Here is a 24,144-nt window from a genome sequence, read left to right on the forward strand (position 1 = left end):
ATTGCCTACCACACTTACAAAGCATAAAACCTCCCCATCTCCCTCTCAAAATAATCATTTCCATTCCTATCATCAAAATCCGCCGCGATCTCCTCGGCCACCTCACTCATCACATCCACCGAGAAGCCAGGTCGATGCCCCGCTTCCAGAAGCTTTCGGTGAAGGACAATGCAGCTCATATAAAAATAAAACATCCCATACGGATCCTTCCCGCTGTCGGCGTATTCAATGTGACGCTCCAGCACCTTGATTCCCCTCAGCGGTTCGGCTAACGCAAGGAAACGGATATGTTCCGAAGCCTCCACCAAATAATGAGGTTTATCATAGATGAAAAAATATCCCTCGGACTGGTATCGGCGGGCCTCCTCCACCCGTCCATCCTCATAGTAAGGAAGGAGCAGCTTACTGTAGGTGAGATGAGGGATTTCACCACAGCTCACTTCCTTTGACAGTAAAAGCTTTTCGATGGGAGCCGCTTTATCCTTTTCCCCTGTAAAATAAAAATACTCCAGCTGCGTTTGATATTCACACGCTTCACAATCCGAAAGGGAATCACGCTCGGCTGCCATCCATTTTGTAAAATAATCGTGGACGTCCCCAGCTTCACCTGTCTTCAGTGCCCGTTTATGCTGGTGCTGATAAAAAGGGCGAAGACTGTATCCATAGCGGTCGTATATCTCCTGAAAATCCAGGAAAAAGGCATCCAGAAGCTCCCTTTCAATGCCGGGCATCTTCACTAGATGCTCCGCCATCCATTTATACATCCACAGCAGGTCTTCCACCCAATCCTCCAGATTCTCTTCATTGTCAAAGAAGAAGCCGCTGCACCACTCAAAATGATCAAATAATTCCTCATACTCCCCAAGATAGTTGACGGTACCGATGATCCCGAACCGGCAGCAGAACTCCTTATAGAGATCCCTTTCTTTCTGGGCAATGAACAATAGATCCTCCAGGCCGCTCCACTTATCAAAGCTCGCTTCTCCCCTGTTCATCAGTTCTTCCCATTTGTCCCAATACTGATCCACTGTCAACTTCATCCTCGAACCCCCTTGTGTGAGTATGTTTTTTATTTATTATAACATTCTGAATGTTTTTTAACTGTTTTTCCCAAGAATTCTTCTTCAGGCAGAAATATAAAACCAATGTAAGCAAAAGCATGAGAATCGAACCTCCCGCCACGGCTCCCCGGATCGACCAGGCCTCTGCCCCGATTCCGATCACCACCGTTAATAAAATGACTAATACACCTTCCAGCAATCCATAAAGGCTGCCCACACGACCCATGATATCAACTGGAATATGTTCTTGATAGAAGGTCTCGAATCCTGTCGTCGCAAAGGCGAGGGCGAAGGATAATAGCGCGAACCCGATTGCAATCGTCACGAAGTCATATGAACAGGCATAGACGATATACCCAAGTGAAACGACCACAGAGCCAGCGCCCATAAGAGTCATATGCTTGAGCTTGTGAGAAAATGCCGTGTTCAGAAGTGACCCAAGGACGAATCCTCCCCCTGCAATGCTCACAAGATAACCGTACGTGCTATCGGAAAGGTACAGGACTTCCTTTGAAAAAGCAGCTTCAAGGGAATCGATCACAGCTGTCATAACAAGCATCGCAGTGAACAGGACGTAAAGGACCATTACATACGCTCTCCGGCGGCTAAAGCTCCATACCACCATCCAATCACTCTTGACCACTTCCCATTTGGTACCGCTCGTGTAAGTCCGCTCCCCTTCCTCAAGCTTCGGTAGAAAGAGGGTAATCACTCCTGATAAAAGAAGTGCCAGGGCATTCAGGTAAAGGGCTATCGTCGGGGTTCCCATCATGAACATCAAACCCGCAACCCCGGGCCCGATCAAAAACGCCCCTGATCCGATCAGTCCCCTTAGAGCATTGAACCTCTGCCTGTTACCCGCGGGGATCAAGTTCGTAATATATGTCATGGATGCCGGATAAAAAATCGCACTTCCCATATTGATGAAAAGCACCACTGCATACATCCACCATCCTGTTGAAAGAAACGGCAACCCAGCAATCAAGACTGCCCTGAAGAAATCCAGAAATGCCATCAGATTACGCTTATTCACCCGGTCAATCACACTTCCGGCCCATCCATTCGTTAAAAGGGCCGCCCCGGGCTTCAATACATACAACATGACGACGGCCATAGGCGATTCCCACTCATCCAATACTATTAAATTAAGGGCGATAAGATAAATCCATCCGCCGATATTCGAAACTCCGATTCCAAGCAAAAGCAATAAAGGATCCTTCCATTTTTTCATACACTATTCCTCCCCGCGATTATGTTTGTGAAACAAAAAAATCCCACCCCCAAGACATTCATCTTGGGGGCGAGATTATGAATCGCGGTGCCACCCCAGTTCGCCGAATATGTCACCATACCGGCCTTTTCAGGTACGGCTCATTGGCATATACCCTAGCTCGATAACGGGAGCACCCGTCACACCATCCCCCACCGGGTTCCGATGCACTGCTCAGAGTCTTGGTTCAATACCGTCCTTCCTGCCCCTTTTCAGCTGCCGGGGCTCTCTTTAAAGAAGTCTTTGATACCTACTCTTCTCTTCATGGCATTTAGTTGAAATTTTAATAATGGTAGCATGAATGGGGTGGAAGTGTAAATAGGAATTTCATTCGCGCTGATTTTATCGACCACTCGCCAATAACCGACAAATTCCGCACCCCGAAGCCGCCTGGCAAAATCCCATAAAAAAAAAGAGCACTCCCAAATCCCGAGTGCTCCTCTCCCACTATGTTAGCTCCCCATCTTCCGGCGGGTGTTACTAGGCTTCTTTGTCTGCTGACTTTGCATGCGTTGGTTCGAAGCTAAGCCGCCTGTTGCCTGCTTACCGCCTGCCTGAGCTTCTTTCTTCTTCGCAAGCTGCTGCTTCATCGCTTCCTGAAGGCTGATTTTTTTCTTTTCTGGCTGTATTTGTTGATCATTAGTATCTGGCATAATGGGATCTCCTTTTTGAGACTACTAAATTTTTGAAACTATCACCATTATAATACATCCTTCAGAATAAAGACATCTGCTCTACAAATAAAAAGCCAACCCGTGAAGAATTGGCCTTGAATTTCTAGTGATATCCATTCTGTCCGTTGGCAGAACCGGATGTTTTATGTTTTGGCTTTGCGTTTTGATTTTGCTTGGTGCCGCCGTCTTTTTTCGTTTTCTTTGTCATTCTGAATCACTCCTACATCATAGTTTGTGAATCCTCTTTATTTTGTGCAGAAAACAAAAAGAGTTTCCCGGAAATAACCGGAAAACTCTCCATTTACGCTGCTGGCTGGGGTGCCTCTTCGTCGACCTGGATGACCGAACCACCGTTTAAGCGCTTTCTTAATGTGTAGATAAAGGCCAGAATGGCTACAATCGTCACAACGGATGCACCCATGTAAGCTGTCCCCATCGAAAGTCCGAATCCGATCGGTGCGCTCAGGATATATGTGAACGTCACCATCGTCATAAAGATCGCAGGGATCGTTGCGACCCAGTGCGGTTTCTTCTGAAGACCTAGATACATGGCGCCAACCCAAAGGGCGATCATCGCTGTCGATTGGTTTGCCCAAGAGAAGTATCTCCATAACAGATTGAAGTCCATGCGGGTGAGTACGACTGAAATCACAAACAGGGGAATTGCAATCCAAAGACGGCTGGACATTTTCACTTGTCCTACTTTGATGTAGTCGGCAATGATCATGCGTGCACTTCTGAATGACGTATCACCTGAAGTGATGGGAAGAATGATCACACCAAGGATGGCAAGAGTGCCACCAATGGAACCAAGCATCAGAACAGACACTTCGCTTACGACTGCTGCCGGTCCGCCTTCTTTTAAGATCGTATTCAGTTCACCAGGCTCGAACAGGCTCATCGCTGCCGCTGCCCAGATCATGGCAATGATCGCTTCCAAGATCATCATTCCGTAGAAAATTTTTCGTCCGTTCTTTTCGTTTTGAGTCGTTCTTGAGATGATCGGTGATTGTGTGGCATGAAAACCTGAAAGGGCACCACATGAAATCGTCAAGAATAATAAAGGAAAAATAGCGACAGAATCAGGGTGCATATTCGTTAAGGAAACCTCAGGGATATCCGCTCCCGTGATCACTAATCCTGCTCCGATCCCTACCGCACTGATCAGAAGAAGTGCTCCGAATAGCGGGTACACTTTACCGATGATCTTATCAATCGGCAGTAATGTTGCGACAATGTAGTAAATGAAAATCGCTGCGATAATCACACCAAGTGAAATCCAAGCTGGTGTTAAGTTCGCAATCAGTGCCGCAGGCGCTGTGACGAACACCGTACCAACCAATACAAGTAACAAAATTGAGAATGCGTTAACTACATGCTTCATCGTTTTCCCAAGAAAACGTCCTGCAAGCTCCGGTAAATGAGCTCCTCCGTTACGGATCGAAATCATTCCTGTCAAGTAATCATGAACCGCTCCGGCAAAAATCGCCCCAAGTACGATCCAAAGGAAAGCAACCGGTCCGTATAACGCTCCCATGATCGGACCGAAAATCGGGCCGACACCGGCGATGTTTAATAGTTGGATCATGGAGTTCCGCTTTGTGTCCATTGGCACATAGTCCACTCCATCCGCCTTTGCATAGGCAGGCGTTGAACGTGTTTCATTAATACCAAAAATCTTTTCAATTAATTTTCCATATGTGAAGTAACCTATGATTAAGACAACAATCGAGACCAGAAATGTGACCATGTATATGATCCCCTTTCGTTCAGTTATGAATACGCTTTCATTATAGCAATCTGATTCACAGTTTCGTCACATTCCGTTCAAGATGTCGAAAATCGGGGTTGACGTGTGGCATGAGGTGATTGACGTGCAGAAGGTTTGGTCATTGAGGGGAGGTGCCAGGTACAAATCACTTGTTTTGTGCCTGGCACCAAGACCTAAAAACGTGCCTGGCACCATTCCCACTCACTGTGCCTGGCACCCATCCCCACCTTACAACTCCAGGCGCTCCCGAAGCTCCTTCACATAATTCCGGCTCACGGGTATCGCTTCGTCCGCTCCATGGACCTTCAGCTGATACACACCGCTCCCCCATGGGATCAGCTCTTCCACAAACGGCAGCTGAACGAGATAGCTCTTGTGGACCCGGAAGAAAGGAAAGGTGGCGAGCTTCGCTTCGAGGTCTTTGATTGGCAAACGGCACGTATACTTCTTTTTATCCGTACAGATGAACGTTTCCCGCTCTTCACGGAAAATATAAAGAATGTCTTGAGGACTGATGAACACAATTTTGTCCTCATCCTGCACGGCGAGTTTCCCCATGGAGGAACCTTCACGGGTATCTGCATTTATCTTCAAAAAGGATTTTAGCCTCTCCATCGTTTGTGCAAGCTGACTTTCTTCAAAAGGCTTCAACAAATAGTCCACTGCTTCTACCCGGAATGCTTTAAGGGCATAGTCAGGATACGCTGTCGCGAACACGATTTGCGGCTTACTCTTCATTTTCTGAAGGGTTTCAGCCAGGTCCACTCCGCTCATTCCGGGCATCTCTATATCCAGAAATAGAACGTCAGGTTCCTTTGTTAATATGACCTCCAGCCCTTTTTCTGCTGAACTTGCTTCTCCGACGACTTCTACCCATGGATACCCGCTCAGAAGATGCTTCATTTCCTCACGGCTGTATGGTTCATCATCGATGATCGCGACTTTCATTCCCTCTCACTCCTTACGGTAAATTCTACGACGGTTCCGTTGCCTGTTGATGAGGAGATGTGCAGACCGGCTCCTTTTCCCATCATCATTTCCAGGCGCTTATTCACATTATATAGACCTATGCCGGTACCCAAATCGGATTCAACAGTCTCCGCTAAAAGGGTATTCACTTTCTCTTCAGGGATACCTGCCCCGTTATCATCGATCTGGACGGTCACTTCATCCCCTCCCCCTGCGATGGAGATTTTCAATATAAATCCTTCTTCCATATTCCTCATACCATGCTTGATCGCATTTTCCACAAGGGGCTGCAGAGTGATGGATGGAACCTTTACCGACAGTGCCTCTTCATCAATGTGGTACACCACTTCAAGCCTGTCAAAGAATCTGGCTTCTTCAATGGCGAGATATGCTCTCACATGTTGTACTTCTTCTTTAAGGGTGGACGTGGACTTTGTGCTCCCCGTTAAGTTCTGCCTGACGAATTGGGAAAGGGAAATCAGCAGGGTCCTGGCTTTGTCAGGATTGATTCTCGTCAGTGACACAATCACGTTGATCGTATTGAACAGGAAATGGGGATTGATCTGCGCCTGCAGTGCCTTTACTTCCGATTGTTTGGCCAGCTCTTTGTGGGTATCAATCTCCGCCAGCTCCAATTGATGGCTGAGGAGTGTGGCGATCCCTTTTGTTAATTCCATGAGGATAGGGGAAATCTCCTTTTCCGAATGAAAATAAAATTTAAGGGTACCCACGATGGTGTCGCCATTTAACAGAGGCGCCATGATGGCCGCTCCGAGGGGACATCCATTCCGGTCACACTGGATATCCTCCCGTCCGACCTTCTTCATCTCCCCGGTTTCGATGACCCGCTTCGTGGCTTCGGTTTGAATCGGCCTGCCTTCATGATGATGATCTGATGCGAGACCAACATGAGCAAGGATATGGGACGTATTTGTGATCGATACGGCAAGGGCATTCACGTCCCTCATGAGGATTTCACATGTTGCCTGGGCTGAGGTCGCATTCAGCCCCTTCCGCATATATTTCACGGTACTGTCAGCCAGGCGCAGCGCCTTTTGGGACTGTGCCGCCCCCATCCGTTCTTCTTCATAGAAAACACTTTTGATGATAAGAAGGAAGATTCCCGTTCCGATACCATTCGCCAGGATCATCGGCCAGCCGATATCCGATACAAGTAAGGAGGCATCGTCAAACGGTTTAGACAAAAGAAGGATGAGTAACATTTGCATCCCTTCCGCCGCGAACCCGACAAGAAAGGCTTTCTGAGGCGAGACGAGCCTGTTCTTCTTTTCCCTCTTTCCAATCCACCCTGCGAGCAACCCGGCTAAAACTGTTGAAATCCCGCAAGAGAAGGCCGTAAACCCACCAAGAAAGTAACGATGGACTCCTGCAACCAATCCGGAGCCGAGACCGATCCACGGACCACCAAGGAGTCCCGCTACCACGACCCCGATGACCCTGGAATTCGCAATTGCTTCATTTTGCTGAAGATGCCACTGCCACTTCGTGTATTCTTCCTGAAAAGGATTTACGATCAATCCTGTATATGTACCAACGATCCCAAAGAAACCAAACAGCAGGATAAAGAGAAGGGTTTGGGATTTCTTCACATGGGTCCGCTTCTCGATCAAATGACGGAAGAAGCTGATCCTCGTCATCACAAAGGCAATCGTCACGATGATTCCAAGCCTTTCCACCATGGCTGCAATCAGCATACGCTCCCTCCTTTCGTTTACACAAAAAAAGAAGATTCACTAAACGGATCGTTTAATAGAATCTTCCCCTTTTTACTCTTTTGCTATGTCAGGGGAGTACTTTTCCCCTATTTTAACATGAATCATGGTCCTTGATTGTAACGAGGGCATTGATTTCCCCACCGATCATGATGATGATCCCCGTCAGATAGAACCAGATCATGAGAACGATGATTCCCCCGATACTCCCGTATGTGGCAGAGTAGTTCCCAAAGCTTCCTACATAATAGGAAAATGCAAGGGATGCCAGGACCCATCCGAGGGTCGCGAAGATCGCTCCCGGAAATGCACTTAAACACTTGATTCGTTTACTCGGAGCGAAATAGTACAATCCGACAAATATGATAAAGAGAATGATGGGGCTGATCGCCCAGCGAATTCCATTCCATATGGTCAGAAATTGATCTGAAAATCCAAATTGAGAAAATAAGAAAAGGCCAATTTGTTTTCCGAATACCGGTAGTAAGAGAGCTATGACGAATACCAGGATCATGCCAAGTGTCAAAAGGATCGACATTAGACGTGTCGCTATGAACGACCTGGTTTCCTCTACATCATATGCGCGGTTTAAGCTTTTCACAATGGCATTCATCCCGTTGGATGCCGACCAGATCGTGGCGATAATACTGACAGACAGTAAACCCGAATTGCGGTTGGACATGACATCTTGTAGCGTTTCCTGGATCATCGACATCGTTTCACCCGGAGCAAAATCCCTGACCAGTCCCAGGATATCAGCCTGTTGGACCGGAAGATATGGGAGAAGGGTTACGATAAAGATCAGCAATGGAAAAAGTGATAAAAGAAAGTAATAGGCAATTTGAGCGGCAAGCCCCGTTACATCATTGGAACTGATATTTGAGAAAAGACTTTTTGAAAAGCCTTTCCATCCTCCTTTGACCGTTTCATCCGTCATGCTTTCACCTCATTTCATTAATACCCCTTAAAGGAAGAAGCAATCGGCTGACTTTCTTCATCCTGAGCAGTTAGTTCGTTGGATGTTTCCCGGTCGGAAAACGTTTCTTTATATGCTTCTGATGAGTCTTCGAATGTTTCTTTCGTCTCTTCGATGATTTCTTTTACCTGAGGTGTCATCCCTTTGATTTCATCGACTTTGTCACTGATGAATTGAATGTCCCTTGAGACCTGATCAGCGGTCGTACGCAATTTTTCATACACTTCCCTGGAGGACTCGACAAGCTTCTGAGGATTTTTTGAATAAGTGGAGATATATTGTCCGCTATTCTTTAAAGTGGAACCCACTTCCTGACGGGTGGATCTGTCTAAGAGAGAGAGAAGCCCCCCTGTAACAGCACCTAACAAAACCCCTTTGAAAAATTTATTACTTCCCATATGTATTACCCTCCTTCAAATGGTTGTCTTTTTTTATTGTATTCAATAATCGGCTGCAGCCGGATTCCACCAGTTCATACACTTCCTGAAAGTTACCCGTGTAGTATGGATCAGGGACATCTTTATCCGGGCTATCGTCCACGAAGTCCAGAAGCTTGAATACCTTACCGTGATCATCAAGGTCCAGGATGTCCTTCATATTCTGTTCATTCGAAGCGTCCATGGCTACGATATAATCATATTTCTTGTCTTCAACATGAAATTGCCTTGCGACGAGACCATCGCTCTTTATATTATGTTCTCTAAGAATGGCTAAAGTTCCTTCATGAGGTTTCTTACCTACGTGCCAGTCTCCTGTACCTGCTGAATCTACCTCGATCGTTTCATCAAGATTTTCTTCCTCTACCTTGGCCCTGAAAATCGCCTCTGCCATCGGTGACCTGCAAATATTTCCTAAACACACAAATAACACAGATACCATGTTACAAGCCTCTCCTAACGTTTTAGCTTACCTACTCATTTCCCATTCCTTAATAGTGTAAAACATTCTTCGAAAAAAATCCTCCAAGAGTCACTCATTTTCGGGGGTTATTGACAGGATGAAGGAATCATGGAAAGATTAATGGTAGTAAAGGTACGTCAGAAAGGACGATTCAGAAATGGACTTATCTCAAAACACGACTGAAAACATCGAATTCATGGTCACTGCCATCAAAGAAAAACTTAGAATGGTGAACGCAGGTGCTGTAAAACCGGAAGACTTTAATGAAGAAATGTACGAGGACCTTCACGACTTATATGTAATGGTGAATCGCAAAGATCACTTCAGCCCGAGTGAAATGAATGCGATTATCGAAGAAATGGGGAACCTTAGAAGAAAAGCGTAAGCCGGCTGCTTCTATAAAAAAGGGGACATTCCCACTAAGGTATAAAATACCTTGGGGAATGTCCCCTTTCATTAACTTGTCCTATTTAGAAAGAAGCGCAAGTGATTCACGGTTGAATGCCGGGATATCATCTGGAGTTCTGCTTGTTACGAGTTGATTGCCGCAAACGACGACTTCCTTATCCTCATATGTCACACCTGCATATTCCATATCCACTTTAATGGACTTGAATCCCGTTGCTTTTCTTCCTTCCAGCGCCTTTGCCGTGATTAATAATTGAGGACCGTGGCAAATCGCGAAAACAGGCTTCTTCTCATCCATAAAATGTTTCGCGAATTTCACGAAACGGTCATCTGCGCGGAGCTGATCCGGAGAGAATCCACCCGGTAAAAACAGGGCATCAAAGTCTGATGGATTAACATTGTCGATGCTTTCATCGATCGTCACCGTCGCATCTCCCTGCTTACCCTTGACTGATTTGCCTTTTTCCTTTTCAATCGTCACAACTTCGTGGCCTGCTTCTTTATACGCTTTTTCAGGATCTGTAAATTCCACGTCTTCAAACATGTCAGTCATTAACGTTGCAATCTTAGCCATACAATGAAACACTCCCTATACTAGTTTTAATTTTTTATCACACTTGTACTTTACCCTGCAGGCAGAAATTAAAACCCTTTTTAATCCATCGTAAATTGAGAAAAGATTGTATCCCTCTGCACTTCATATACTTCTTCACCTACGATATCATTAATGATTTGAATGTTGCGGTCAACGGCGAGCCCGAGATTCGTGGCCCCTGCACCGTGGGAATGCTCCAGGTTCGTCACCGTGTAAAAATGATGATGACGGTCCTGGTTTTCTTTGAACTGAATCTTATAGTTTCGCGATACCTTAAATTTCATCTTGTCTTCCCAGACAATTCTTTCCTCGAATTCTTCCATAAACCAGTCGGGTATATTTGGTTTATACCCTGTTGCCAGGATCACCTTGTCACTTTGATAGGAAAAATCATGGTCCTCCTGCCATTGACGACAGTCCAACACATAATGTTCACCTTCTTGATGGATTTTGTTTACTTCCGTCAGGGGCTGTATGGTAATGCTCGGCGATTGAGCGCTGACCGAATGATTATAAAGGATATTATATATGTTATTGAGGGTATCCGGATCGATCCCATTACGGAGCTGATCCAATGTTTCCAGAGCTTTCTCACGCTTTTCGAACGTCAAACCGTGGAAGTAATCCACATAGTCAGGGGCGAAGAATTCCTGACCGAGCTTTGACGATTCAAGCTGAAGGATTCCTTCGGACCGCGTCAGCCATGTCAGCTGATACGAATGATTTTCCTGCTCCTTCAATAAATCAAAGAATACCTCGGCAGCGCTTTGACCGGATCCCACTATGGTGATGGTGGAGCCCCCCATCGTCGACTTCTTATGAAAGAGGTATTTGCTCGTATGATGGACGTCTTCATCCGGAAGACCTTCCATTCCATCCAGGACAAGAGGCTTACTCCCGGTCCCGAGCACCACATGCTTGGCATAATGTATTTCACGCTTATCCGTCAACCGGTTATCCACCACCACTTTGTAGCAGTCCCCGCTATCCGTGACCCCTATCACTTCACTGTGAAATTGACAGGAGCTGAGCTGACTTGCGACCCAGCGGGCATAGTCATTATACTCCTGCCGGGGCATTTCGAATTTTTGGAAAAAGAAAAATTTATATAAACGATTATGGGTATGTAAATAATTCAAATAACTGTACCGGCTCTGAGGATTCGCGAACGTCACGAGATCTGCTATGAACGGTACTTGCAGATCCGTCAGGTTGATCAGCATCCCGGGATGCCATTGAAACTCAGGTGTCCGATCGAAGAACTTCACCTTTAAATCCGTTTTTTCTTCCATCAGGGCAGCCAGGCTTAAGTTATACGGCCCGATCCCAATCCCGATACAATCATGCATGTCTTGTCTACTCAATTGGCTCTCCTCCACATTCAGAATCTACTTTTTTATTCTTACCCTAAAATGATGGGAGGCTATCCTGTTTTGGGAAATTAATTTTTTGGATGGGTGGGGGATTCATCTTCTGAATTCTTTATTGATTTTGAAAGGTGATTTTCAGCGATAGCAGCTGAACTTACCCCAAACAAAAAACCAATCCCCTCACAAGGATCAGTTTTTCCTGAAAATCATCACATACCATCCGCCTTCTTTTACGATTGGGTCCACGGACTCGACTTTAAAGTCGGTTTTCGCCGCAAGGGTCTCCATCTCCTTCTGCGACGGGATCGGGTAAAGGTTCTGGAATGACATGAAGAAGCTGTTGAAGGCACTGGAGAATTGCTTCCCATGCTTGGATTTCTGCATCGGGGTGAGGACGAAGAACAATCCTTCCTCCGCGAGCCACGTTGAGGCTTTCTCAAAGAACTGCAGCCGCTCCGATGGATCGATATAGTGAAAAAGATTATTGGCCATGATCATATCAAAACGCTGCCCGGGTTCATATTCATGCAAGTCCTTACAAAGGATCTCCACATTTCGAAAATCTTGAAGGGACTCTTCAGCTGCCTTGGCGACGGCTTCATGGATCTCGATTCCGACCATTCTCTTATCAGGATAACGGTCCCCAATTCTTTTCACATATCCCCCTTCACCACACCCTAAGTCCAGGATGGAATCCACGTTGTATTTTTTTATCGCCTTCTGTACCTTTGGGAAGGCAAAGCGTTCCAACAGGATCGACGTCTTCGCGACGGTTGCGCCATGGAGATCTGAATTAAAGTGCTGTTTCGTCTGGTTCCTCAGTAACTGAGGGTAAGATAACAGGGCCGGTATATGCAGCTCCATCATCTCTTTCAGAAGGATCCCTGAAGAATGGGGATCTTTCTTTGAAGTCGGAAGCTTCCATCTATTTCTCGTCGTAATTTTCTCAGCTTCCACCCGTTTAAGATGCTTGATGGTGATGCCTACCTCCACCCATTGCTCAAGGAGGTCCATTTCAATGTTTCTCGAGAGGGCCACTTCCTGGATGGACGCAGGCTCTGTGAAACTGTCGAACAGGTCCATCTCATATCCGACATAAGCATGCCAGCTGTAAAGGAACGGGACATTCTTCTTCATCCAGGTTCGCGCCCTCCATACTTTCACTATTTCTCCAATCACTGTAATGCCTCCTTTCCTTTCCAAGGGTAATCTTGGTCTCTGGTAAATGTAGTCGATGTTTTCTTTTCTTCGGTTAACGAGTCGTGCCTGATCGGAAGCATCCCCCCCTGAACCAACCTGTCGTAAATGGATTCCCGCCACATGCCGAGACCCGAAATGTTCAGCATCTGTTTGTATTGGGAAATCGAATCCTTCTCCATTCTCTGAAGGCTCTTATTTCTCAGCCAGCCGACCGGGCGATAAGGGTAGGAGTAGACGAGGGCGGATAAATGGCTGAGATGCATTTGGTGTGCAACCCTTCTCTTTCTGACCTTTGGATACCATTCAAGATTAATGGGATTCATCTTTCCAACTGCATACATGTCGCACAGCAACTCTCCAAGGATGCTTCCATCCTGGATCGCCATATTCATCCCTTCCCCTGCCATGGGATGCACTGTATGGGCTGCGTCCCCGATGAGGGCTAGATGATCTTTTACATAGGTTTCCGCATGATATTTCAGAGGGACCATGAGCTGGATTTTCTTCCAATCTTCAATTTGATCCACATACCCGGCAAGATCCGGGCACATCTCGATATACAGTTTATGAAACTCCGATACCGGCTTTTTACGGAGGGTTTTGTACTCACCTGCCGGGATGAGATAAACGGATCTCACTTCATTGTCCGGCAGGGGAAACAAACCTAAGAATGATTGATATGTAGAAATGATCCGGCCCTTTGTCATTTCTTGTGGGCGCGGGAATGTAACGGTCAGGAAATGATGATTGTACTTTTTCTCCTTCACCTCCACCTCCATATAGTCGCGGGTGACGGAGCTCCTTCCCTCTGCCCCGATAATGAAGTCACTATGAATCTCTTGTTCCACCTTCGTCTCTCGGTCCTCTATGGTCACCGTATGCTCATTGATTTTCTTACAGACGGTATTCGGACGATAATGGAAGGTTGGATATTCCTCCCCTTTCTTCCTCAGGATATCCTTCAGCGTTTCGTGGTGGATCATAAGAGAGAACGGGTAAGGGGTGGGGAGGATCGAATAGCTCATGGTTGAATGATCCGTTTTGGATTTTGTCTGCTTCAATTCGATCAATTCCAGATCAGATATGCGATGGCCATTGCGAAGGACGGCATCTATGACTCCCAGAGAATCGAATATTTCCAAGCTTTTCGGCTGGAGTAGTTCGCCTTTGTAGACGGAACCCGGCCCCCTTAACCGTTCGACGACGGTTACATCAATATTACACCTGGCAAGCTTCAACCCGAGGGTCAGTCCGCCAATCCCTCCACCGCTTATAAAGACGTTCGTCTTCATCTCTTTTCACCTCTTTCCAATTCTTTATCCCATTTCCAGGATGTTGAAACTTGCCGATGTGCTCTTTCCATGATGTGACAAGTTTCAGCCCCATTTTTCCCCGTGAAGAATTTCGCAGAACGCACTATTTCCCGGAAAATATCAGCGTTTTCAGTGAGATGAAATGCTATTTTTGTCGGAATATCTTCTTTGAATTATCGACAAAATCCGTTTAAACAAAAAAACTCTACGACAAGATTCATCTCTCATCGTAGAGTACGCTTTATTTCCCTTTTGCAATTGGCAGCAGGATTGTGACAGTGGTCCCTTCGGTTACGTTGCTTTCGATCGATAGTGAGCCATGATGCTCTTTGATGATTTTCTGACAGATCATTAATCCGAGGCCCGTCCCTTTCTCTTTCGTGCTGTAAAACGGTTCGCCCAGATGCTTCATCCGCTCAGGCGGTATTCCGCTTCCATTATCCTGAATGGTGATTTTGCCGCAGTCTTCCTCTTTCTCAAGATGAACACTGAGAAGTCCGCCTGAAGGCATGGCTTCGAGGGCATTTTTCATCACGTTCAAAATGACCTGTTTCATTTGATGGGAATCGCAGTAGATTTCGGCTTCTTCCACTGAGAATCTCACGTCCACTCCCTGCTTGAGGCACTCCATCTTGATGAACTCGACCGAGCTTGTGAGGAGGGTCGTCAGAGATGTGAGGGAGAATTTGACGGCCCTTGGTTTCGCCAGAGCCAGAAATTCATTGGTGATGATTTCGATGCGATCAAGCTCACCCTGGATGACACTAAGGTGAAAATCATCTTCTGCATTTTCTTTCATGAGCTGAAGGAAGCCTTTCAGTGTAGTCAAAGGATTTCTGATTTCATGGGCCACACCCGCTGCAAGCTGGCCTATCATCGCCAGCTGCTCCGACTTCTTAAGTAAGTCTTCATTCCGCTTCTTCTCTGATAAATCACGAATGATGGCTGAAATCCCGATCAAGCGTCCATTGTCGTTTAAAATTGGATTCATATTAAAGGAGATCTCCACCGGGGAGCGGTCTTTCCGGTAACGGACCGTTTCATAATCCTTGATCCGCCTACCGGCTTTCACCGTGGCGAGATTCTGTTTGAACTGTCCGACCTGATCTTCCTGGTGAAGGAAAGTGATCACCTCTCCTGTGATTTCATCCTTCGACCAGCCGAACATGGACTCAAATTGTTGATTTACCTTTAATACATTTCCTTCCGGATCAAGAAGGGCGATTCCGTCACCAGCATGTTCAAAGTAGGCTTCAAGCAACTCTTTCGCTTCTTTCAGCTCTTCTTCCATCTGCAGTTTTTCTGTGATGTCCTGGCCGAACCCGTAGATGCCGATGACCTCATTTTTAACACGGATGGGGATATTGGTCACCGCTACATGACTTTTCCCACCTTCCCCATTTTCGAAGGTGGTCACAAACCTTGATGCTTCTCCCCTGAGGGCGACTTCGAATTGTTTGATGGCCGTTTCTTTGCTTCCCTGTGCGATGAATTCACTGAAATGACTGCCGATCATATGGGGTGAAATATGATCCCACTGCGTTTTCACAGCAGGGTTCACTTCTTGTATGATCCCATTGATGTCCACCATATAAATATTATCCGGGCTGTATTTGACAATCGACTTATATTTTTGCTCACTTTCGATCAACTTTCTCTGAATATCCTTGATTAGGGAAATATCCGAAATGGAAACGATGATTTCCACCACTGTACCATGTCTCAGTACCGGGACAATGGATGCCAAATACTCTAATTCCTTGTATTCATCTTCATACGTCAATTCGTCCCCTGTTTCCCAGATCCGCTTTAATTTCGGTTGTATCTTCCCTAAATGATGGGAATCGAACACTTCCTGAATCGTTTTCCCGATGACTTTGGAAGGGGTCAGGTGCAGCTTCTTCAAAAGCTCTCCTGCTGCCATTTCAATCACGAAGTCATGATTGCTTTTCTTGATTTTATATGTGATCGTCTTCTGAAGGCGGAGTGTATTTTCAAGTTCGACTTTCAGAGACATTAATTCTTTTTCATACTCCTTCTTCTCCGTAATATCATGGAGGATGATCCCCACACTGTCGACGGTTCCATCACTCTTATAATTCGCAGGGGAAATGGTAATATTGCATGTGATATTACGCTGATTCTCCATATCGAAGGTCACTTCTTCCCCAGTCGTATTCAATCCTTTCAATCCATTCATGACGATGGTTTTAAAAGATTGATTCTCCAGGGGCTGCTGCTTACACAAGGACTCGCCCAGAACGGCATTGGAAATGTGAAACAGTTTCTGGAATGAATGATTCATTTCCAGGACCTTTCCTTTTTTATCAATGATACACACACAAGTCGGAGTATTGTGGATGAGGGATTCATACACTGCGGATTGGGAATCGGTTGAATCTTCACGCTTCATTCCTTTAGGAATCATCATGACTAATACCTTTGATTCATCCAACCGCTTCCGTTTGAACCCGTAAGGTTGATGATTCAAACGGATGGAATAGTCCTCATCCTCTATAATCTTCGATAGAAGATCGTCTTCTTTCAGGATGATTCCTCTCCACTCTTCATTTTCTTCTATATACGATGGGTTGTTCCCATCGATGATTGCTGCAGGGACGGGAATTGAATCAACATTCAATGGATGATAGGGGTGCATTTCAGCCATAGTACCTTCCTTTTTCGTAACGTTATTTACCATCATTTTACCCTACCTCCACCAACATATAAATGGTGAATATCAATTCACATCAAAAACCCGGACATTACCTTCTGCCCGGGTTACTACCAATCATTTAAATTAAAATGCTTCCACTCTATTCATCTCTGAATAACGAACCGCAATATCTGCACCGACGTGGGCATTATGCTTCACCAGGGCAATATTCGCCGTCAAGCTTTTCCCATCGGTCAACTCTTTCACTTTCCCGAGCAAAAAAGGCGTTGCTTCTTTCCCTCTGATCCCTTGTTCATCCGCTTCCCTCAGAGCGTGTTCTATGATGGAGGTCATTTCACTTTCATCCAGGGCATCTTCTTCAGGGATCGGATTTGCGATTACTACCCCGCCTTTTAGGCCAAGAGCCCACTTCGCTTTTAACATACTCGCCATCTCATTTGCTGAATCGACTCTATAGTTTACGGAGTAAGGACTGGTCCTCGTATAAAAAGCCGGCAGTGTGTCTGTTCCATATCCTATTACGGGTACACCCTTTGTCTCCAGGTATTCCATTGTCAATCCGATATCGAGGATGGACTTGGCTCCTGCACAAACGACAGCCACACTTGTGATGGAAAGCTCCTCTAGGTCCGCTGAAATATCCATGGTCACCTCTGCATTCCTGTGCACACCCCCGATGCCCCCTGTCACAAACACAGGGATGCCGGAGATCTCTGCACAAATCATCGTTGCCGCAACCGTTGTCGCCCCGTCTTTCTTGGAGGCAAGGATATATGGAATATCACGGCGGCTCGCCTTGATGACTCCGCTCGCCTGGCCTAAATACTCCAGCTCTTCAGGAGATAGACCGATTTTAATCTTTCCATTCAGTATCGCGATCGTTGCAGGTATGGCCCCCCTGGAACGAATAATATCCTCCACTTCCCTTGCCGTCCTGACATTTTGCGGATATGGCATTCCGTGTGAAATGATCGTGGACTCTAATGCCACGATGGGAAACCCTTTTTTCTTCGCTTCTTTTACCTCTTCTGAATATTCTACATATGCCTCTAGATTCACGCACATTGCCCCCTTAATAATAAAGACTGAATTCCTGTTGAAGTTTGCTTGTATTCAAAGACGGCGCCACTGTGTATCTTGACTGAAGAGTGATCGACGAGCAGATCACACCGATTCGGCAGGCTCCGTCTGTATCTGATCCTTTCAAATAACCAAATAATATCCCGGCGACAAGAGCATCCCCGGCTCCTGTCACGTCCTCGACCTCTACTCTTGGAGGCAGGATGGCCGTCGCCTCTTTATAGGTGGTGTAATAGATCAGCCCCTGATCTCCACGGGTGATGACCGCCCGCTCAGCCCCCCTTAATGTCAGCTCCTTGGCTGCTTTAAAGTAATCCCCCTCTGTTTCGATCTTCATATCAAGATACATTTCTGCTTCCCCTTTGTTGCATATGAACCAGGAAACCCCCTCTAATGAATGAGGTAATTTCTTCACCTTAGGAGCAGACACCGGTATGACCGTCAATGGAATCCCTTCGGACTGGCACCTGCGGATAATGTAAGTGAGCACTTCTTCAGGAAAGTTCGTGTCCAGCAACACCATCTCTGAAGAGGATATCATCCCCCACTTTTTCTCGATGAACCCAATGTCAACGCTTTCATAAATATTCATATCAGCAATGGCGAACATCATCTCACCGCGTTCATCCAATATAGCCGAGTATGCTCCTGTACTTTCATTCATTACCCTCTGGGAACCCGAGACGTCGGCGAATGATTTCGTCTGCTGCAGAAGCCAGCTCCCTTCTGTGTCTTCCCCCACCACGGTGATCAAATTTGCTTCTCTACCCAATCTCCCTAGGTTCTCGGCAATATTACGGGCTACTCCACCGCTCGTTTGCTCAGTCTTTGCAGGATTGGATGTTTCAGGAATCAACCTGTCTTCAAGCCGCATCTTACGGTCGATATTGGCGCCCCCTATGCAAGTGATCCCGTTTTTCTTCGGCATCACATACGCTCTTCCTAAAATCTTCCCCTGCTTCACCAGATTAGAAATATACCCGGCCACGGCCGAGCGCGAAATCCCGCTTCTCTCTGATAATTCCTGCTGTGTCATAAATGGATTCTCTTCAATGTATGACAATAAAAGCGTTTCTTTTTCGTTCATTTTCTCCCACCCCTATAAAGAAAAGTAACTTTTGTTAATATTCTAAACTTTTGTTTGTGTTTACACAAGTTGGAAGTTTAAAAACCAAAAAAAGACTTGTTCTCCTGAGTAGGAAAACAAGTCTCTCTGTTTAGGATACTTTCTTATCTTTCACTTTTCCTGTGTCCTTCAAGTAATATTCATCGGACGTAAAGAACTCATTTGTGAGCCTCTTCACTTCTTTGCTTAACAGCAGGACTGCAATGATATTCGGGATCAGGATGGCTGCAAGGGCTAAGTCAAGGAACTGCCAAATGACCTTTGCCGCTCCAACGGATCCAAGGACGATCGCAACCGTGTAAACCACTTTGATTCCCTGTGCCGCCTTCAAGCCAAATAGGAATTCAGCCTGCTTGGCACCATAAAAGACGATGACGATGATCGTTGAAAGGACGAAGAAGATTAATGAAACCGTAACGAGAATCCCTCCGAATTCACCGAAATATTTCGTGAAGGCTTCTGTTGTCAGAGCGGAAGGATCGTCCAGTGCATTTTCTGCAGTCCATACCCCCGAAGATAAAACGACAAACGCCGTGGCTGTACAGACGATAATCGTATCGATTACAATGCCGATAATAGCCCATAGTCCCTGCCTGACAGGGTGATCCGTTTGAGCAGCTGCATGGGCGATCGGAGCCGTTCCGAGACCTGCCTCATTGGAATATAGGCCACGGGCAAACCCCCAGCGAATCGTCTCTGCGATGGCCACCCCTGCAAAACCTCCCATGGCAGACATGGGCTGAAAGGCGTGAGACAGGATTAATCGGAAGAATTCAGGCACTGCACCTATATTCATAAACAAAATCACTAGAGCGCTCCCCACATAAATCAAAGCCATGAACGGTACGAAGACCTCTGTTACCTTACCTATACGCTTAATTCCTCCAAATACGATCAGCACGACAATGAGCGCCACAATCACACCCGTAATCCAACCATTCACATTAAACGTTTCTTCCACAGTAGAGGCAACGGCATTCCCCTGCACCATCACACTTGGAATCAGTTCAATCATGAGGGCAAAAGCGAACCAGACGCCTAGCCATCTCATGTTCAATCCCTTTGTCATGTAGTACATGGGACCGCCCACGTACTCCCCATTTTCATTCTTCTCACGGTATCGTACCGCAAGGACACTTTCTGAAAACTTAAGGGCCATCCCGATCAGGGCAATCACCCACATCCAGAAAACGGCTCCAGGGCCACCAAACATGATCGCAGCCGGGACACCGACGATGTTCGCCGCCCCGATTGTGGACGACAGTGCCGACGTCAAGGCCTGCAGGGGAGTGACGGTTCCTTCTCCCTTCGGCTTTTTAAACACACTTCCTATCGTTTGCTTGAAAATGTACAGAGGGTATCTGAACTGTACGAATTTCAATAAAAATGTTAAGTACAAACCCGTTGCACCCAAGACAATGATTAACGGTGGACCCCATAACCATGCCGAGATTTTACCTATGATGTCGAAAAACGTATCCAATAATGCTCCTCCTTTGCTAGAGGCATTGGCTAACGTTTGGATTGAAACAGGGGGGAAATGTCTATGTATGTATAAAGTCGAGAAACCCCAAGTCCAGAAAAATTAGCCACTGCTTCTAAATGCTTTTCCAGACTTTTCCCTAAAATAGGAACAGTGAAACATATAGGGATAAATTTCGAGACGAAGCTGGAGTATATGAATGATAATCGAACCTGTACGATTCTTCGACAATATCTCTCCATTTCCCCGGAAATACCTCCAAATACAAAAAAATCTGCAGCCGACAAACGACTGCAGATCCTCTCCCTATTCGGTCACCCGTGGCAATATCAGCACTTCCACACGGCGATTTTGTCCTCGTCCCTCGGCTGTCCCGTTATCGGCGATGGGTTCGAACTCACCAAAGCCTTTCGCACTGAACCATTGGGGATCTAGATTAGGGTTATCCAAAATGATTTTCATGAAGTTGACCGCCCTCATAACGCTGAGCTCCCAGTTCGAGTCAAACTCCGCATTCCTGATGGGAACATTATCTGTATGTCCGCTGATGATGATGTTACGCGGCGGATTCATGACGAGGAGTTGTGATAACTCACTTGCCACGCTCAGGTCACTTCCCTGGACTGTGGCAGAGCCTGAATCAAATAATACGTTATCCCGAATGGTCAGGAGCAGGCCTTCATCTGTCAACTTGGTGATGAATTGGGCCTCAAGATTATTCGTTTTAATATATTCATTGATTTTTCCCTGAATTTCCTTCAACTCTTCCTGATCCTTCAGGAATGCCTGCTTATCGAGCTCTTCTTTAGCTAATTCTTTCTCTTTCCCCTCTTCTTTCCCTGGTGATGCCGCTTGTTTCTCTGCCTGATCACTCGATTGCTGGGGTGCCACAGGGCTTGGATACTCCATCATACCCGTGCCCCCGGTGAAGATTTCACTGAACACCTGGGAAAGCTCCTTGAACTTTTGGGCATCCACCGAGCTCGATGCGTAAAGGACAATAAACAGAGCCAGCAACAGGGTAAGTAAGTCGGCATATGGAATCAGCCACGATTCATCCATATGATCGTCGTCATGTTTCTTTTTACGCCGCCTCATCCTCATCCCCCTTTAGTAACATGATCCGTTCGCTTGCAGGTAAATAGGATGCCAGCTTCTGTTCAATGACACGGGGAGATTCTCCCTCGATGATGGACAGGATCCCCTCCACCATCATCATTTTCATCTGGACCTCCACTTTCGATTTCCTTTTTAACTTATTGGCAAAAGGGTGCCACAGAACGTATCCCGTGAAAATCCCCAGGAGTGTCGCAACGAATGCCGCTGAAATTGCATGTCCAAGTTCTTCCGTATTGTCCATATGGCTGAGGGCCGCAATCAATCCAATGACCGCTCCCAAAACCCCAAGTGTAGGAGCATACGTTCCTGCCTGTGTAAAGATGAGTGCTCCAGCTGAGTGACGCTCTTCCATTGCGTCGATTTCTTCATGCAGGACATCCCTTATGTAGTCGGCACTTTGTCCATCCACCGCTAATGACAGTCCGTCCCTCAGGAACGGATCGTCCACTTCGTGTGTCTTCGCTTCGAGTGCCAGTAAACCTTCTTTCCTGGCGAGATCGGCTATTTGTGAGAAGAATTGGATCGTTTGTTTCGGGTCCTGCAATTTTTGTTCTTTAAACAGTATGCCGAAAAGCTTCGGTACTTTTTTAATCTCGTGTGTCGGGAAGGCAATGGTCACGGCGGCAACCGTACCCAGTACAATAATTAAAATGGCAGCAGGGTTCAATAAGGCAACAGGACTTACACCCTTGAATACCATCCCCACTCCAACTGCTATCAATCCTAAAATGACTCCTATTAAAGACGTCTTATCCATCTGATCGCTCCACCTTACTCATCGTAGTCTATTACTAATATCGGATGGAACCGCTGATTATTGAGAGGAAGTTCGATTCGAAATTTTCTTTCAAATCACTGTAAAGGCCTATGTAAGCGCAAACGTTTTTGTCGATATATGGACTATACGGGATTTTATTAAAAGGAGAGAAAGTCATGACCCCCAAGCAATTGAAAGAAATAGATAGTAAACGAAAGAACCTTCTGCTCTTGATCACATACGGAATCAGCCTTGCAGCTGCCCTCTCGTATTCGATCCTCCATGAGTCGGGAACGATCACTGTCACCATCTTTTCCCTGCAAATCGCTTTTCTTGCAGGATATTTCGTTGTGCTGCAGTTGGTCTTAAAGAAACCTCATTCATATGTTTACTTCAGCATTCCGACAGTGTATGCCCTTATGGGAGTCTGGTTGTTTTTAGAAGGAGCCAATCCTACCGATTTAGTCACACTGCTCTTTTTAGCAGTCGTCAGCGCAATTCATTTCAATCCGGTGATCTTTGGAATCGGTTATCTGTCCGGTCTGGTATTGATTATCATGAATGGGGTGCTTGCGCCTAAAGGCGATATCATCTATGCCGAGTTATATGTTCCTGCCCTTTTGGTTTACGTCTTGATCGGCGTGGTCCTTGGAGTCGTCATTCACTTAAATCGCTCTCAATTCAACCAGCTTCAAGAATTTATTCACATGACTGAAAGGGAAGGCAGGAAAAAAGAAGATCAGCGAAACTTCTTACAAAAAGAATTAGCGACCATCTCATCGAGTATCAGCCAAATCAACGAACAGGTCCAAACCCACCTCGTTTCCCACGATGAAATGAAAACGGCTGTGAATGAAATTTCTGCGGGAAGTGTCACTCAAAGCGATCAGATCAATAACATCGCTCTTGTGACCGAAACGACGATGAGTAAAATGGAAGAAGTAGCAAGGCTTTCGGAGGATCTGACCTCCCACTCCACTGATGCGAATGCCATTGCCGTTACAGGGAGCGAACGCGTCATGGATCTTCAGGAAAACATGATCGAGCTGAAAAATATCATCGAAGGTCTTCATCAAACATTTAAAGAGCTCACCAGTAAAATTGAAGAAACCAATACCTTTATCGGGAGCATTCAGGATATTACTGATCAAACCAATCTACTGGCTCTTAACGCATCCATCGAGGCAGCACGTGCAGGCGATGCAGGGCGCGGATTCAGTATCGTGGCCGATGAAATCCGGAAATTGGCTGAAATTACGCGTAACACAGCGACACGCATCAACGACAACCTGGCTTCCGTTAACGCCGTGAACTCCTCTGCCGTTGAAATTATGAATCTAAGCTCTGAAAAGCTCAATGAAAACGTAGGCGCAACAGGAGAAGTGACATCGTATTTCACCACACTTCGGGAGAAGCTTGATGCCCTCTCAAACGAGTTTCAACACCTTACGTCCACCGCTTCAGAAGTAAGGGGGCAGACGGAAGAAGCAGAGCTGTCAACGAAGGAACTGGCCGCCGTCATCCAACAGACATCTGCCGGCCTTGAAGAAATCAGTGCCACCATCGAAACCCTTCATGGTGACAACCGGACGATCGCTCAATATGTCCAAGATACTTCCACAAGTGCAGAGCGGATTCAGAACAGTGTCAACGCATAATCTA

21 protein-coding genes and 1 other annotated feature are annotated in these 24,144 nt (G+C 46.2%); of the genes, 2 read left to right on the top strand and 19 right to left on the bottom strand.

The features are described from left to right. Window positions 1–14: 14 nt before the first annotated feature. The 9 genes from JI667_RS08375 to JI667_RS08415 form a co-directional block, all read right to left on the bottom strand. Entirely contained in the window at window positions 15–1,040 is a 1,026-nt protein-coding gene (locus JI667_RS08375) for a hypothetical protein (protein WP_206851999.1), read from the bottom strand. After that, complete coding sequence (locus tag JI667_RS08380; RefSeq protein WP_206852001.1) at window positions 970–2,292, bottom strand: MFS transporter; 1,323 nt, start codon at window positions 2,290–2,292, stop codon at window positions 970–972. The genes JI667_RS08375 and JI667_RS08380 overlap by 71 nt, the downstream gene beginning before the upstream one ends. A gap of 62 nt (window positions 2,293–2,354) precedes the next feature. Beyond that, window positions 2,355–2,606, bottom strand: a binding site (T-box leader). Between the two features lie 177 nt (window positions 2,607–2,783). Beyond that, window positions 2,784–2,984 carry a hypothetical protein gene (locus JI667_RS08385; protein ID WP_206852003.1) on the bottom strand — a complete coding sequence of 67 codons (201 nt, stop codon included), beginning with the start codon at window positions 2,982–2,984 and terminating at the stop codon, window positions 2,784–2,786. 322 nt (window positions 2,985–3,306) lie between these two features. After that, window positions 3,307–4,755 (bottom strand): carbon starvation CstA family protein, encoded by a 1,449-nt coding sequence (locus tag JI667_RS08390; RefSeq protein WP_206852004.1) that lies wholly within the window; start codon window positions 4,753–4,755, stop codon window positions 3,307–3,309. Between the two features lie 249 nt (window positions 4,756–5,004). Next, window positions 5,005–5,724, bottom strand: coding sequence for a LytR/AlgR family response regulator transcription factor (locus tag JI667_RS08395; RefSeq protein WP_206852006.1), 720 nt, complete (start codon window positions 5,722–5,724; stop codon window positions 5,005–5,007). Continuing rightward, window positions 5,721–7,460: a LytS/YhcK type 5TM receptor domain-containing protein gene (locus tag JI667_RS08400; protein ID WP_206852009.1), complete on the bottom strand. Its 1,740-nt coding sequence runs from the start codon at window positions 7,458–7,460 to the stop codon at window positions 5,721–5,723. The genes JI667_RS08395 and JI667_RS08400 overlap by 4 nt, the downstream gene beginning before the upstream one ends. 112 nt (window positions 7,461–7,572) lie before the next feature. Next, entirely contained in the window at window positions 7,573–8,415 is an 843-nt protein-coding gene (locus tag JI667_RS08405) for a YihY/virulence factor BrkB family protein (RefSeq protein WP_206852011.1), read from the bottom strand. A 17-nt stretch (window positions 8,416–8,432) separates the two neighbouring features. Further along, entirely contained in the window at window positions 8,433–8,852 is a 420-nt protein-coding gene (locus JI667_RS08410; protein WP_206852013.1) for a hypothetical protein, read from the bottom strand. Next, on the bottom strand, window positions 8,842–9,333 hold the full coding sequence (locus tag JI667_RS08415) for a low molecular weight protein-tyrosine-phosphatase (protein ID WP_206852015.1): 492 nt from the start codon (window positions 9,331–9,333) through the stop codon (window positions 8,842–8,844). Before JI667_RS08415 ends, JI667_RS08410 begins: the two co-directional genes overlap by 11 nt. 178 nt (window positions 9,334–9,511) lie before the next feature. Between JI667_RS08415 and JI667_RS08420 the strand changes: the two genes are divergently transcribed. Next, window positions 9,512–9,739: a DUF1128 domain-containing protein gene (locus tag JI667_RS08420; protein ID WP_206852017.1), complete on the top strand. Its 228-nt coding sequence runs from the start codon at window positions 9,512–9,514 to the stop codon at window positions 9,737–9,739. 81 nt (window positions 9,740–9,820) lie between these two features. Here JI667_RS08420 and JI667_RS08425 read toward each other — a convergent pair whose 3' ends face one another. The 10 genes from JI667_RS08425 to motA all read right to left on the bottom strand — a co-directional run bounded on the left by JI667_RS08425 (window position 9,821) and on the right by motA (window position 22,482). Continuing rightward, window positions 9,821–10,336, bottom strand: coding sequence for a type 1 glutamine amidotransferase domain-containing protein (locus JI667_RS08425; RefSeq protein WP_206852019.1), 516 nt, complete (start codon window positions 10,334–10,336; stop codon window positions 9,821–9,823). An 80-nt stretch (window positions 10,337–10,416) separates the two neighbouring features. Continuing rightward, window positions 10,417–11,721: a lysine N(6)-hydroxylase/L-ornithine N(5)-oxygenase family protein gene (locus JI667_RS08430; protein ID WP_306465448.1), complete on the bottom strand. Its 1,305-nt coding sequence runs from the start codon at window positions 11,719–11,721 to the stop codon at window positions 10,417–10,419. Between the two features lie 195 nt (window positions 11,722–11,916). Next, complete coding sequence (locus JI667_RS08435; RefSeq protein WP_206852021.1) at window positions 11,917–12,906, bottom strand: class I SAM-dependent methyltransferase; 990 nt, start codon at window positions 12,904–12,906, stop codon at window positions 11,917–11,919. After that, window positions 12,903–14,219: an FAD-dependent oxidoreductase gene (locus tag JI667_RS08440; protein ID WP_206852023.1), complete on the bottom strand. Its 1,317-nt coding sequence runs from the start codon at window positions 14,217–14,219 to the stop codon at window positions 12,903–12,905. Before JI667_RS08440 ends, JI667_RS08435 begins: the two co-directional genes overlap by 4 nt. 262 nt (window positions 14,220–14,481) lie before the next feature. Continuing rightward, on the bottom strand, window positions 14,482–16,944 hold the full coding sequence (locus JI667_RS08445) for a PAS domain-containing protein (protein ID WP_206852025.1): 2,463 nt from the start codon (window positions 16,942–16,944) through the stop codon (window positions 14,482–14,484). 96 nt (window positions 16,945–17,040) lie between these two features. After that, the gene (locus JI667_RS08450) at window positions 17,041–17,976 is read right to left on the bottom strand and encodes a pseudouridine-5'-phosphate glycosidase (RefSeq protein ID WP_368077892.1); all 936 of its coding nucleotides are present in this window, start codon (window positions 17,974–17,976) and stop codon (window positions 17,041–17,043) included. Between the two features lie 13 nt (window positions 17,977–17,989). Next, window positions 17,990–19,084, bottom strand: a complete 1,095-nt coding sequence (locus JI667_RS08455) for a carbohydrate kinase (RefSeq protein ID WP_206852029.1) — start codon at window positions 19,082–19,084, stop codon at window positions 17,990–17,992. Between the two features lie 130 nt (window positions 19,085–19,214). Then, on the bottom strand, window positions 19,215–20,606 hold the full coding sequence (locus JI667_RS08460) for an alanine/glycine:cation symporter family protein (RefSeq protein WP_206852031.1): 1,392 nt from the start codon (window positions 20,604–20,606) through the stop codon (window positions 19,215–19,217). Between the two features lie 306 nt (window positions 20,607–20,912). Continuing rightward, window positions 20,913–21,704: a flagellar motor protein MotB gene (gene motB / locus JI667_RS08465; RefSeq protein WP_206852036.1), complete on the bottom strand. Its 792-nt coding sequence runs from the start codon at window positions 21,702–21,704 to the stop codon at window positions 20,913–20,915. Then, window positions 21,691–22,482 carry a flagellar motor stator protein MotA gene (gene motA / locus JI667_RS08470; RefSeq protein WP_206852037.1) on the bottom strand — a complete coding sequence of 264 codons (792 nt, stop codon included), beginning with the start codon at window positions 22,480–22,482 and terminating at the stop codon, window positions 21,691–21,693. The genes motB and motA overlap by 14 nt, the downstream gene beginning before the upstream one ends. A gap of 1,019 nt (window positions 22,483–23,501) precedes the next feature. On the opposite strand from motA, the gene JI667_RS24020 reads away from it, so the two are divergent. After that, complete coding sequence (locus JI667_RS24020; protein ID WP_414635229.1) at window positions 23,502–24,140, top strand: methyl-accepting chemotaxis protein; 639 nt, start codon at window positions 23,502–23,504, stop codon at window positions 24,138–24,140. Window positions 24,141–24,144: the final 4 nt, after the last annotated feature.

It is taken from the genome of Bacillus sp. NTK074B (assembly GCF_017303375.1).
Classification (GTDB): domain Bacteria; phylum Bacillota; class Bacilli; order Bacillales; family Bacillaceae_B; genus Rossellomorea.